General features: G+C 72.4%; 12 protein-coding genes. 8 read left to right on the top strand and 4 right to left on the bottom strand.

The genetic code is table 11. The annotated features are described in order from the left end of the window. Positions 1-185 precede the first annotated feature (185 nt). The 3 genes from V1L54_RS19195 (at position 186) to V1L54_RS19185 (ending at position 4,930) form a co-directional block, all read left to right on the top strand. A complete protein-coding gene (locus V1L54_RS19195) occupies positions 186-2,744 on the top strand; it encodes an ABC transporter ATP-binding protein/permease (protein WP_330119285.1) in 2,559 nt (852 codons plus the stop codon). 382 nt (positions 2,745-3,126) lie between these two features. After that, entirely contained in the window at positions 3,127-4,284 is a 1,158-nt protein-coding gene (locus V1L54_RS19190; protein WP_330119284.1) for a GAF domain-containing sensor histidine kinase, read from the top strand. Further along, on the top strand, positions 4,277-4,930 hold the full coding sequence (locus V1L54_RS19185; RefSeq protein ID WP_330119283.1) for a response regulator: 654 nt from the start codon (positions 4,277-4,279) through the stop codon (positions 4,928-4,930). Before V1L54_RS19190 ends, V1L54_RS19185 begins: the two co-directional genes overlap by 8 nt. A 56-nt stretch (positions 4,931-4,986) precedes the next feature. Here the strand turns inward: V1L54_RS19185 and V1L54_RS19180 are convergent, their stop codons facing one another. After that, on the bottom strand, positions 4,987-5,769 hold the full coding sequence (locus tag V1L54_RS19180) for an Rv1486c family protein (protein WP_330119282.1): 783 nt from the start codon (positions 5,767-5,769) through the stop codon (positions 4,987-4,989). A 114-nt stretch (positions 5,770-5,883) separates the two neighbouring features. Here V1L54_RS19180 and V1L54_RS19175 point away from each other — a divergent pair, with 114 nt between their 5' ends. From V1L54_RS19175 to V1L54_RS19160, 4 genes are all read left to right on the top strand, one after another. Continuing rightward, positions 5,884-6,675 carry an ABC transporter ATP-binding protein gene (locus V1L54_RS19175; RefSeq protein WP_330119281.1) on the top strand — a complete coding sequence of 264 codons (792 nt, stop codon included), beginning with the start codon at positions 5,884-5,886 and terminating at the stop codon, positions 6,673-6,675. A 78-nt stretch (positions 6,676-6,753) separates the two neighbouring features. Beyond that, positions 6,754-7,113 (top strand): NfeD family protein, encoded by a 360-nt coding sequence (locus V1L54_RS19170; protein WP_330119400.1) that lies wholly within the window; start codon positions 6,754-6,756, stop codon positions 7,111-7,113. Positions 7,114-7,209: 96 nt separating this feature from the next. Next, entirely contained in the window at positions 7,210-8,160 is a 951-nt protein-coding gene (locus tag V1L54_RS19165) for an SPFH domain-containing protein (RefSeq protein WP_330119280.1), read from the top strand. 90 nt (positions 8,161-8,250) lie between these two features. Continuing rightward, a complete protein-coding gene (locus V1L54_RS19160) occupies positions 8,251-9,021 on the top strand; it encodes a sulfite exporter TauE/SafE family protein (protein WP_330119279.1) in 771 nt (256 codons plus the stop codon). Between the two features lie 12 nt (positions 9,022-9,033). Here V1L54_RS19160 and V1L54_RS19155 read toward each other — a convergent pair whose 3' ends face one another. The 3 genes from V1L54_RS19155 to V1L54_RS19145 form a co-directional block, all read right to left on the bottom strand. Continuing rightward, positions 9,034-9,570, bottom strand: coding sequence for an HNH endonuclease (locus V1L54_RS19155; RefSeq protein WP_330119278.1), 537 nt, complete (start codon positions 9,568-9,570; stop codon positions 9,034-9,036). 388 nt (positions 9,571-9,958) lie between these two features. Next, entirely contained in the window at positions 9,959-10,498 is a 540-nt protein-coding gene (locus V1L54_RS19150; protein WP_330119277.1) for a YbhB/YbcL family Raf kinase inhibitor-like protein, read from the bottom strand. A gap of 204 nt (positions 10,499-10,702) precedes the next feature. Further along, on the bottom strand, positions 10,703-11,485 hold the full coding sequence (locus V1L54_RS19145; protein WP_330119399.1) for a sporulation protein: 783 nt from the start codon (positions 11,483-11,485) through the stop codon (positions 10,703-10,705). Between the two features lie 386 nt (positions 11,486-11,871). Here V1L54_RS19145 and V1L54_RS19135 point away from each other — a divergent pair, with 386 nt between their 5' ends. Further along, the gene (locus tag V1L54_RS19135) at positions 11,872-12,483 is read left to right on the top strand and encodes a DNA-3-methyladenine glycosylase (RefSeq protein WP_330119276.1); all 612 of its coding nucleotides are present in this window, start codon (positions 11,872-11,874) and stop codon (positions 12,481-12,483) included. Positions 12,484-12,768: the final 285 nt, after the last annotated feature.

Genomic DNA, 12,768 nt, shown 5'->3' with positions numbered 1-12,768 from the left:
CCGCGCCGGATCGGCTGCGTGCGGGTTCGATGGTCTTCCCCCGGGGGAGGGCGCGGACCGTAGCGGTTCCGCAACCATCCATCGGGGCGGCTGTCTGCGTGGGCGCGTGGCCTGGGATAGTGCCTCCACGATCGTTCGCCATCCCCGCCTCCTCGTCGGAGGGGGTAGCTCGGGGGGACAACTTTGTGGGGCATGGAGTGCCGGAACTCGTAGTGCAACTGAACGGAGGGACCTGGACGCTCGACCCGTCCCGGTCCTACACCCTGGGGCGGGACCCGCAGGGGGATCTCGTGGTCGACGACGCCAGAGTCTCCTGGCGGCATGCCACGCTGAGCTGGAACGGGACGGCCTGGACCGTCGAGGACCAGGGCAGCACCAACGGTACGTACGCGCGGGGCGGCCGGGTGCAGCGGCTGGAGGTCGGCGCGGGCTCGGTCGTGCACCTGGGCAACGCGGCCGACGGCCCCCGTCTGGACTTCTCCGCCGCCACAGCCGCGGCACCCGCCGCCGGGCCCCCTGGAGCCCTGGCCGCGACGGCCGCACCGCAGGCACCCGCCCGGCAGCCGCAGTCGCAGCAGCACGGCGCCGCCCCCGGCTGGGGGCAGCCGCCGGCCGGCCCGGCCCCACAGCAGCAGACCCCACAGCAGCAGGTGCCGCCGCAGCCCACGCCGCGGCCCGCCCAGGAGGGCATGTCCCCGCGGAGCGGCGCGCCCCTGCACGGCGACCACCGCAGCCCGACCACGTTCCACCAGTTCGCGCTGGGCCGGGTCATGCGGATCGGCCGCGCGCTGGAGAACGAACTGGTCGTCTCCGACCTCCAGGTCTCCCGGCACCACGCGGAGTTCCGGTCCACCCCCGACGGCCGCTTCGAGATCCGTGACCTCGGCAGCCACAACGGCACGTACGTCAACGGCCAGCCGCTGCCCAAGTCGGGCTCGGCGGTCATCGGCCCCGACGACGTCGTCGGCGTCGGCCACTCGGCCTTCCGGGTGGTCGGCGACCGGCTGGAGGAGTTCGTCGACACCGGCGAGGTCTCCTTCTCGGCCCGGCATCTGACCGTCAAGGTCGACGGCGGCAAGGTGATCCTGAACAACGTCAGCTTCGGCGTCCCCGAGAAGTCCCTGGTCGCCGTGATCGGCCCGTCCGGTTCCGGCAAGTCCACCCTGCTGCGCGCCCTCACCGGCTACCGCCCGGCCGACATCGGCGAGGTCCTCTATGACAACCGGAACCTCTACAAGCAGTTCGCCGAGCTGCGCCAGCGCATCGGACTGGTCCCGCAGGACGACATCCTCCACAAGGAGCTGACCGTCCGCACCGCCCTGCGTTACGCCGCCAAGCTGCGCTTCCCCGGCGACGTCGCCGAGGCCGAGCGCAACGCGCGGGTGGAGGAGGTGCTGGCCGAGCTCAAGCTGGACGTCCACGCCGCCAAGAAGATCACCTCCCTCTCCGGCGGCCAGCGCAAGCGCGTCTCGGTCGCCCTGGAACTGCTCACCAAGCCGTCGCTGATCTTCCTGGACGAGCCGACCTCCGGCCTGGACCCGGGCATGGACCGGGACGTGATGCAGCTGCTGCGGGGCCTGGCCGACGACGGCCGCACCGTCCTGGTGGTCACCCACTCGGTGGCCGAGCTGGCGCTGTGCGACCGGCTCCTGGTGATGGCCCCGGGCGGCGGCGTGGCCTACTTCGGCCCGCCGGACGAGGCCCTCAACTTCTTCGGCTACGACAGCTGGGCGGACGTCTTCTCCGCGTTCGAGAACTACCGCGATTACGACTGGATCGGCCGCTGGCAGGGCTCCCAGCACTACCGGCGCTACGCCGCCGACATCGACGCCGCGGCCCCCCAGACGTACCAGCACGCCCAATACGCCCAGTACGCAGTGCCGGCCGCCCGGCCCCCCAAACCGCAGAGCTGGGGCTCCCAGCTGTGGACCCTGACCCGGCGCTACACCTCGGTGATCGCCTCCGACAAGGGGTTCCTGGCGCTCATGGTCATCCTGCCGGTGATCCTGGGCACGGTCAGCACGGTGATCCCCACCGAGTACGGCATCACCCGCAACCCCAACGGCTTCAACCAGCACGCGGGCACGATCCTGCTGATCCTCGCGGTCGGCATGTGCCTGGCCGGCGCGGCCAACTCCGTGCGCGAACTGGTCAAGGAACGGGTCATCTACGAGCGGGAACGGGCCACCGGGCTGTCCCGGTCGGCGTACCTGATGTCCAAGGTGATCGTCCTCGGGGTGATCACCGCCTTCCAGGGCGTGATCATCTCCGTGATCGGCTTCTCGGCCCGGGAGCTGCCCGACGAGGGGGTGATCCTGCCCGCGAACGTCGAGCTGTGCGTGGGGATCATCGCCTTCGGCCTCACCTCCATGATGATCGGCCTGGTGATCTCCTCCCTGGTGAAGACCTCCGAGATGACCATGCCCCTGCTGGTGGGCTTCGCGATCGTCCAGCTCGTCTTCACCGGTGTGCTCTTCCAGGTCTTCGACTCGCCCGGCATCGAGCAGCTCGCCTGGCTGATGCCCTCCCGCTGGGCGGTCGGCGTGCTCGGCGCGACCGTGGACCTGTCCCGCACCATGGCCCCCTGGGACCGGGAGAACCCCACCAACCTCGACCCGCTGTGGGAGCACAGCACGGGAGTGTGGGTGATGGACCTGCTGATCCTGCTCGCCATGGGCGTCGCCTGCGGCTTCGCGGTGGCCCGGCTGCTGCGCCGCCACGAGCCGGAGGTCATGCGCGGGTAACCGCGCCCCTCGCACGGCCACGCGGTTCCCGCGGCCGTACGTCCTCCGCCCCGCCGGACGGACCCGGCGGGGCGGAGGCGTCCCGGGACGCCCGGGAAGGCAGCACGCCGCGGACGCTGCCGGGACCGGGCAGTGCTCCCTCCTGCTCCCCGTCCCAGCCTTCTCCGGCGGCCCGTCCGGCCGCACCGGCACGGCGGGGGAGAGACGGACATGACCGGAACCACGCGGCGGGGCCGGCGGACGGGCGGCCCGGCACCGGTCGACCCGACGGGCTGAGCGGCCCCCCGGCGGGGCCCGGGCCCGAGGTCCTACGACCGCCGCCGGGACCGGCCGCGACGACGGACCGATCCGCCCCGCCCGCCTGCGCCGGTACGGTGACGGCATGCTCCCCAGAACCGGGCTGGCGGCCGTCAGCGCCGCCCTGCTCGCGATGAACCGCCGCCTGGAGGTCCGCGACGTCCTGCAGACGATCACCGCCTCCGCCCGCGAACTCCTGGACGCCGAGTACGCCGCGCTCGGCGTCCCCGACGACCACGGGGGCTTCGCGCGGTTCGTCGTGGCCGGGGTCAGCGACGAGCAGTGGAAGGCGATCGGGCCGCTGCCCCGCCAGCACGGCGTCCTCGCCGCCATGCTGCGCGACGCCACCCCGCAGCGGCTCGCCGACGTCCGCCGGGACCCGCGCTTCGAGGGCTGGCCGTCGGCCCACCCGGAACTGGCCGACTTCCTCGGCATGCCGATCGCCGACGGCGAGGAGGTCCTCGGCGCGCTCTTCCTCGCCAACAAACGCGGTCCCGACGGGGAGCGGAGCGGGCACCCGCCGGCCGGCCGCGGCTTCACCGAGGAGGACGAGGAGCTGCTGCGCCTGCTGGCCGAGCACGCCGCCATCGCCCTGACCAACGCCCGACTCTACGAGCGCAGCCGGGAGCTGACCATCACCGGGGAGCGCGCCCGCATCGCCCACGAACTGCACGACGCCGTCTCCCAGAAACTGTTCTCCCTGCGTCTGACCGCCCAGGCCGCCACCACCCTGGTGGACCGCGACCCCGCCCGCGCCAAGGAGGAGCTGCGGCAGATCACGGAACTGGCCGCCGAGGCCGCCGACGAGCTGCGCGCCGCCGTCGTCGAACTGCGCCCCGCGGCCCTCGACGACGACGGTCTGGCCGCCGCCCTGCGGACCCAGGTCCAGGTCCTGGACCGGGCGCACACCGCCTCCGTCACCTTCGACAGCGCCGGGGTGCGGGCCCTGCCCGCCGCCCGGGAGGAGGCGCTGCTCAAGGTGGCCCAGGAAGCGCTGCACAACGCCCTGCGGCACTCCGGCGCGCGGCGTGTCGCGGTCTCCCTCACCCGCCGCGGCACCGCCGTCGTGCTGCGCGTGACCGACGACGGGAGCGGCTTCGACCCCTCGGCGGTCCGCCGCGCCGGACGGCACCTCGGCCTGGTGTCGATGCGCGACCGGGCGAGCGGCGTCGGCGGCACCCTGACGGTGGAGTCGGTGCCCGGCAGGGGCACCGCGGTCGAGATGGAGGTGCCCGGTGTCTGACGGGCCGGCCGGAGTGATCCGGGTCCTGCTGGTGGACGACCACCAGGTCGTGCGCCGGGGGCTGCGCACCTTCCTGGAGGTCCAGGACGACATCGAGGTGGTCGGCGAGGCCGCCGACGGGGCCGAGGGCGTGGCGCGCGCCGCGGAGCTGCGGCCCGACGTCGTCCTGATGGACCTCAAGATGCCCGGCACCGACGGCGTCGAGGCGCTGCGCGCCCTGCGCGAGTCACAGCACCCCGCCCGGGTACTGGTCGTCACCAGCTTCACCGAGCGGCGCACCGTCGTCCCCGCCCTGCGCGCCGGTGCCGCCGGCTACCTGCACAAGGACATCGACCCCGACGCGCTGGCCGCCGCCATCCGCTCCGTGCACGCCGGGCACGTCCTCCTCGAGCCGGAGGTCGCCGGGGCCCTGCTCACCCAGGAGGGAAGCGGCGACGGCCCGGGCCGCGGCACCACCCTGACCGAACGGGAACGCGAGGTGCTCGGGCTGATCGCCGACGGACGCTCGAACCGGGAGATCGCCCGGCACCTGGTGCTGTCCGAGAAGACCGTCAAGACCCATGTGTCCAACATCCTGATGAAGCTGGACCTCGCCGACCGCACGCAGGCGGCGCTGTGGGCGGTCCGGCACGGCATGGCCGGCTGACGGCCGGCTGGCACCGCCGCTCCCGCTCGGCCGTCAGCGTCGCTCCCGCTAGGCCCTCACCGTCGCTCCCGCTCCTCCACGTACGCGTTGTACGCGGCCACCTTCGCCCGCCGCGCGGTGCGCTCCACAGGCCGCAGCGCCTCGGCCCGTACCGCCATCGCCCCGGCGCTCACCGCGCCGCCGTGCTCCGGTCCGTACGCGATGTCCACCAGCGCCCCCACCCGCTGCGCGAGCTCCAGCACCCGCACCGCACGCGGCGGATAGCCCGGTGCCAGCAGCCGGCGCCCGGCCTCCGCCCGCGCCCGGTACGCCCGGAGCGCCGCGTCCGCCACGGGTCCCGACCCGGCCACGTCCAGCCGGGTCAACGCCTCGGTCGCCTCCCGGAGCGCCTCCGCCAGCTCCCGCTCGGCCTCTCCGAGCGAGGGCACGTCCGCCGGCGGCGCGTCGCGCACCGCCCGGCAGCGCCACACGACCTCGGTGTGCACATCACCCTCCGGGCCGGCCTCGGTGACCTCCGGCACCAGCCCCAGCGCCACCCCCGCCGCGACCACCGCCTCCCCGGCGTCCAGGGCCGCGGCGTTGAACTCCGGGGGTCCGCTCAGGCCCAGCGGATGCCCCGGCGCGGGCAGCGCGAGCCGCAGCCCCGACGCACCCAGCGCGCGCAGCCGGCCGAGCGCGAGGGTCAGACCGACCTCCCCGGACTCACCGGGCAGGTCCGCCACCCGGTGCACCGCGTCACCGCCCACGACGCGCGACACGGCGTCGTCCGGCGCGACCACTCCGGCGAACAGGGCATTTCCCCAGGCGGTCAGCCGCCCGGAACGAGGTTCTTCGAGCATGCCCCCAGCCTAAGGACAGCGGTGGGGGAGGCGTGGCGTAGGTTTTCCCTGGGGACTGTGCCCACCGGCACAGACACAGGCCACAGCCGAGACTGCATTGGGAGACGACACGCCATGAGCGATGTACTGGAGCTGGTGGACGTATCGGTGGTCCGCGAGGGCCGGGCTCTGGTGGAGGACGTCTCCTGGTCGGTCAAGGAGGGCGAGCGCTGGGTGATCCTCGGCCCCAACGGCGCGGGCAAGACCACCCTGCTCAACATCGCCTCCAGTTACCTCTTCCCGACCTCCGGCACCGCCACCGTCCTCGGCGAGCGGCTCGGCCGGGTCGACGTCTTCGAACTGCGTCCGCGCATCGGCATGTCCGGCCACGCGCTCGCCGAGAAGCTGCCGCCGGGCCAGACCGTCCTCCAGACCGTCCTCACCGCCGCCTACGGCATGACCGCCGGCTGGCGGGAGCACTACGACCAGGTCGACAGGGACCGGGCGCTGGCCTTCCTCGACCGGCTCGGGATGAACGACTACCTCGACCGGAAGTTCGGCACCCTCTCCGAGGGCGAGCGCAAGCGCACCCAGATCGCCCGCGCGATGATGACCGACCCCGAGCTGCTCCTCCTGGACGAGCCCGCCGCCGGACTGGACCTCGGCGGCCGCGAGGACCTGGTCCGCCGGCTGGGCCGGCTCGCCCGAGACCCGTACGCCCCCTCGATGATCATGGTGACCCACCATGTCGAGGAGATCGCCCCGGGCTTCACCCACGTACTGATGATCCGCCAGGGGAAGGTGCTGACGGCCGGGCCGGTCGAGACCGAACTGACGTCCGCCAACCTCTCGCGCTGCTTCGGTCTGCCGCTGGTCGTGGAGCGCGTCGGCGACCGCTGGACGGCTCAGGGTCTCCCGCTCGGCTGACCGCCGCCCTACCATGACGGTGTGGACGCATGGGTGTGGTGGCTGATCGCCGCCGTAGGACTCGGAATCCCGCTCGTCATGACCGCCATGCCCGAGTTCGGCATGTTCGCGGTGGGCGCCATCGCCGGGGCGGTCGTGGCCGGTCTCGGGGGAGGGGTGGTGGCCCAGGTGGTGGTCTTCGTGGTGGTCTCGACCGCCCTGGTCCTCGTCGTACGTCCCCTCACCCGACGGGCCCAGCACCCCGGAATGAGAACCGGGATCGACGCCCTGACGGGCCGCCAGGCCGTCGTCCTGGAACGGGTGGACGGTACGGGGGGCCGTATCAAGCTCGCGGGCGAGGTCTGGTCCGCGCGCGCCCTCGACTCGAGTCTGTCCTTCGAACCCGGGGCGCAGGTGGACGTGGTGGAGATCGACGGGGCCACCGCCGTCGTGATGTGATGTCGGTAACCGCACGGTCACACCGGCGGGTCGCACCGATGCCCGCTTCGGTCACCGCAGTCAGCGCGAAATCCTAGGAACGCAGGGGGAAAGACGATGGACGCCATCATCATCGTGCTGATCATCCTGGTGGTGCTGGTCTTCATCGCACTCATCAAGACGATCCAGGTCATTCCACAGGCCAGCGCCGCGATCGTCGAGCGCTTCGGCCGCTACACCCGGACACTGAACGCCGGCCTCAACATCGTGGTCCCGTTCATCGACACCATCCGCAACCGGGTCGACCTCCGCGAACAGGTCGTCCCCTTCCCGCCGCAGCCGGTGATCACCCAGGACAACCTGGTGGTGAACATCGACACGGTCATCTACTACCAGGTCACCGACGCCCGGGCAGCCACGTACGAGGTCGCCAGCTACATCCAGGCCATCGAGCAGCTCACCGTCACCACCCTGCGCAACATCATCGGCGGCATGGACCTGGAGCGCACCCTGACCTCCCGCGAGGAGATCAACGCCGCGCTGCGCGGCGTCCTGGACGAGGCCACCGGCAAGTGGGGCATCCGCGTCAACCGCGTCGAGCTCAAGGCGATCGAGCCGCCCACCTCCATCCAGGACTCGATGGAGAAGCAGATGCGCGCCGACCGCGACAAGCGCGCCGCGATCCTCCAGGCCGAGGGTGTGCGGCAGTCGCAGATCCTCACCGCCGAGGGCGAGAAGCAGTCCGCCATCCTGCGTGCCGAGGGCGAGGCCAAGGCCGCCGCACTGCGTGCCGAGGGCGAGGCTCAGGCCATCCGCACCGTCTTCGAGTCCATCCACGCCGGCGACCCGGACCAGAAGCTGCTGTCCTACCAGTACCTCCAGATGCTGCCGAAGATCGCCGAGGGCGACGCCAACAAGCTGTGGATCGTGCCCAGCGAGATCGGCGACGCCCTCAAGGGACTCGGCGGCGCGCTGGGCAACTTCGGCCCCGGCCCCTCCGTCGGCCCCTCCTCCGGCGACGGCCGCACCGATCTGGCCAAGCGCCGCGAGCAGCCGCCGATCGAGTAGCGCCCGTACCGCCCCACCCCGGTCCACCGGGGCCACGCCCCTCGGGCATGATCGGTCGTCCACGGACCGGTCGACCGAGGGGCGTCGTAGATGAGTATCTGGGAGGCACTGGCCGTCTGTGCCGCGGGCGTCGGCGCCGGCACCATCAACACGATCGTCGGCTCCGGGACCCTGCTCACCTTCCCGGTGCTGCTCGCGGTCGGACTGCCGCCCGTCACGGCGAACGTCTCCAACGCGCTGGGCCTGGTGCCCGGGTCCGTCAGCGGCGCCATCGGCTACCGCCGCGAACTGCGCGGGCAGCGCGACCGGGTGCTGCGGCTGAGCGGCGCGGCCTTCGTCGGGGCACTGGCCGGAGCGGCCCTGCTGGTCACCCTGCCGTCCGAGGCGTTCAACATGATCGTCCCGGTGCTCATCGCGCTGGCCCTGGTCCTCGTCGTGGCCCAGCCGCGCCTGGCCGGGGCGATCCGCCGCCGCCGCGAGCGCGGTGGCGGCGCCGCCCCCCACCGCCACGGCGGCCCCGTCCTCCTCGGCGGTATCACCCTGTCCAGCGCGTACGGCGGCTACTTCGGCGCGGCCCAGGGCGTCATCTACCTCGCCCTGATGGGCCTGCTCATCCCCGACGACCTCCAGCGCATCAACGCCGTCAAGAACATCCTCGGCGCCGTCGTCAACGGCACCGCCGCGCTGTTCTTCCTCTTCGTCGCGGACTTCGACTGGACCGCGGTCCTGCTCATCGCCGTCGGCTCGGCGGCCGGCGGCCAGCTCGGCGCCCGGCTCGGACGCAGACTGCCGCCGACCGCCCTCCGCGCGGTCATCGTCACCGTCGGCGTGGCGGCGATCCTCCAGCTCCTGCTGGGCTGACCGCCGGATCGCTCAGGCGGAGGCGGGCACCGGGACGGCCGCCGGACCGGGTACGGCCAGCCACTCCGGCAGCGCCGCACCACCGTCCCGCAGCCCCAGCGCGAGGACCAGCGCGTCCGCCGGGGTCGGCTCGAACGGCCGGGTGATCAGCCGCATCCCCGCCTGCGCGGGCGTACGGTCCGCCTTGCGGTGGTTGTCCTCCGCGCACGCCGCCACCGTGTTCAGCCAGGTGTCGCCGCCGCCGTGCGAACGCGGCACGATGTGGTCCACCGTGGTCGCCCGCCGGCCGCAGTAGGCGCACCGGTGCCGGTCCCGCACCAGCACACCGCGCCGCGACCACGGCGCGCGTTGTCGGAACGGCACCCGTACGTATCTGCGGAGCCTGATCACCTGCGGCACCGGGATGTCGAGGTGCGCCGCCCGCAGCCGCAGCCCGGGGTGGGACTGCTCGACGACGGCCTTGTCCCGCATCACCAGCACCACGGCACGCCGCAGCGACACCGTCGACAGCGGCTCGAAACTCGCGTTGAGCACCAGCGCCTCGCGCATCTCACCCACCTCCGGACCCGTCCCCGCCCCCGTGGCGGGGTGGCACCAACTGTGCCGTTGCCCCGTGCGGTGAACAACGCAATTTCACGGCGCCGTACGGAAGATGCCGACGGACGGACATCCGGATGACGGGGGTGCGTCGGCGGGGGAAGCCGGTGGAGGACGGAGAAGGACACCGGACCGGAAGGCACGGAGCGACGGACGGGCGGCGGTGGGCGGCGCAGGGGCGAGAGGCAGTCGGCGCGGTCGTCCGGCCCCCGCCGGACTCCGGCAGGCGGCGGGCGTACCTGCGCCCCGCCACCCCCGCCGCTGCGGTGCCGACTGCCCGGCCACCACTGTGCGATCCGGGGAGGGCGGGGCGCAAAGCCTTTTCCGGGGCCCGGCCGGATCAGTCCCGCGCGGGCACTTCGTACTCACCGATCAGCTGTGCCCGCGCCAGGGTGTGGAAACGCAGGTTGAAACCGACCACGGCGGGGGACGCGTCCGCGTCCACCCCCAGCCGCTCGGTGTCCACGGCGTAGACCGTGAACACATAGCGGTGCGGGCCGTCCCCGGGCGGCGGCGCGGCCCCGCCGAAGGCCCTGGTGCCGTAGTCGTTGCGCACGTGCACCGCGCCCGCGGGAAGCCCCTTCATCCCACCGGTGCCGGCACCCGCGGGCAGCTCCGTCACGGTCGCCGGGATGTCGAAGACCGACCAGTGCCAGAAGCCGCTGCCGGTCGGCGCGTCCGGATCGAAGCAGGTGACGGCGAAGCTCCTCGTCTCCTCCGGGAAGCCCTCCCACCGCAGGTGCGGCGAGGTGTTGCCCTCGGCGTGCACCTGGTCGGGCTTCAGCCGGGCACCCTCGGACACATCGTCACTGACGACCGTGAACGACGGCACCGGGGGATGGAAGTCGTGGGGGAGCGGGCGCCGCTTCTGCTCGGTCACGTCGGAAACCTCCTCGGTAGCGCGACATCGCTGCGGCGGCCAGCCTAACGAGCCGCGCGCCGCGAAAGCCGGAGGCGCAGCCGCCGGGCGCCGACGGGGACCGGCCGGGCGGCGCGGGCCGGCGGCGCAGGAGGAGCACACCGCGGACAGCGAGACGGGGCGCGGCCCGTTCCCGGGCCGCGCCCCGCGTGAAAGCCGGAGTCCTCAGAGCCAGTTGCGCCTGCTGCCGACCTCGGCCAGCCACTGGTTGAGGTAGGCGACCCAGTCGTTCTGCTGGAAGTTCGCCAGGTCCACGGTGAAGGACCGGTACGTGTCACTGCCGTCGCTGAACAGACCGGGCTTCTTGTCCATCTCCAGGACGACGTCCATCTCGCGCTCGTCCGCGACGAAGCTCAGCTCGACCTGGCTGAGACCGCGGTACTGCTGCGGCGCCAGGAACTCGATCTCCTGGTAGAAGGGCAGCTTCTGCCGAGTGCCGCGGATGTGGCCCTGCTCCGTGTCCGCGTTCTTGAAGCGGAAGCCCAGGGCCCCGAACGCGTCGAGGATCGCCTGCTGGGCGGGGAGCGGGTGGACGTTCACCGGGTCGAGGTCGCCGGAGTCCACGGCCTTGGCGATCGCCAGCTCCGTCTTCACCCCGATGTTCATCCCGGTCAGGTGCTGGCCCATGAACATGGTGATCGGGGTCTCCCACGGCACCTCCAGCCCGAACGGAACCGTGTGCACCGAGCCCGGCTGGAGCTCGAAGGCGCCACCGAGCTGCTGGCGGTGGAACTCGATGTTCTTGTTGTACTCCTCCTCGCCGCTCTCGACCTCGACCTTCGCCTGGAGACCGACGGAAAGCCCCTGGATCTCCTGCGCGACCGAGCCGCCCTGGATCCGGACCTCCCCCTGGACGACGCCGCCCGGTACCACGTTCGGCTCGGTCAGCACCGTCTCCACCGACGCGCCGCCGATGCCCACGCTCGCGAACAGCTTCTTGAAGCCCATGTTCTTCCTCCCCCAGGCCCTGGCCTGTGTGTCCACTGGCTCTACATACGCCGGCAGTCTGCCCTACGGTTCCACGGTGCCGGACCCACTGCCGACAGTCGTCACCCGATGGCTGCAGTACGCTCGGCGGGCGTGATCGCCGACCATGACCGTAAGCCCCCGCCCCGCGCCTTCTTCCACCGCCCCGTCCCGGAGGCCGCCCCGGACACGCTGCTCGGCCGGACCCCGGTCCGTACGACCGAGGACGGCCCGGTCGAACCCCACGCGGGCCGGTCCGGTCCCGGACCACACGCCTGCCGCGGCCGCACCGGGCGCAATGCCGTGATGTCCGGCCCGCCCGGCCACGCGTACGCCCGCTTCACCTGTCGCACGTCGAGGCGGTCGGCATGAAGGTCATGGATCTCGCTCACCCCGCCGAAGAGGTCGCCCCCAGGCTGCTCGGTGCCGTCCTCACCCACGAGGCCCCCGAGGGAACCGTGAGCGTCACCATCACGGAGACCGAGGCGTACTCCGGTACGGCCGACCCCGCCTCCCACGCCTACCGAGGCAGGACACCCCGGAACGCCGTTATGTTCGGACCTCCGGGACACCTGTACGTCTACCGGTCTCACGGTCTCCACTGGTGCGCCAACATCGTCACCGGAACAGACGGTGCCGCCTCGGCCGTCCTCGTCCGGGCAGGCAGGGTCATAGAGGGGGAAGACCTGGCACGCAAGCGGCGCGGGACGAATGTCGAGAGTCCACGCCTTGCGCGCGGTCCGGGGAACTTCTGCCAGGCGCTCGGCATCACTGCAGAGCACAACGGCGCGGCCCTGCTGACGGGCGCCTCGGTCGTGCTGTCCGAGGGCGAGCCGGTACCCGCTGAGCTCATCCGGGTCGGTCCCCGGGTGGGCGTGAGCAGAGCCCATGACTGGCAGCATCGCTTCTACCTCGCCGGTGATCCAACAGTCTCGGCGTACCGGCTGAGTCCGAGAGCCAAGCCGTCCGGCGGAGCCTGAGCCGCTGTACGCGTCGCTCGCGAGCGTGGCTCGGTGAGCTCCCACCGGGCACATCGACCGCGCCGCCGGGCGGCGCTTGACGCAGGAGGGAACGACGTCTAACGTGGACCGAGCCGCTGAAGCGGGACGAGATCCTCACGGTGACCGAGAAGGTCGAGTGAGAGAGCCCCGGAGCGGACAACCACCATCCACGGACTCCCCGGCTGGGGCCGTCTCCGCTGTGCGGAGATCCACCCGAATGGCTCGATTATGAGTCGCCGGAAAGATCCGCTAAGGTGGGAACAC

The sequence above is a fragment of the Streptomyces rubellus genome, assembly GCF_036323805.1.
Lineage (GTDB): Bacteria > Actinomycetota > Actinomycetes > Streptomycetales > Streptomycetaceae > Streptomyces.
This window is presented reverse-complemented; position numbering and strand designations above follow the sequence as displayed.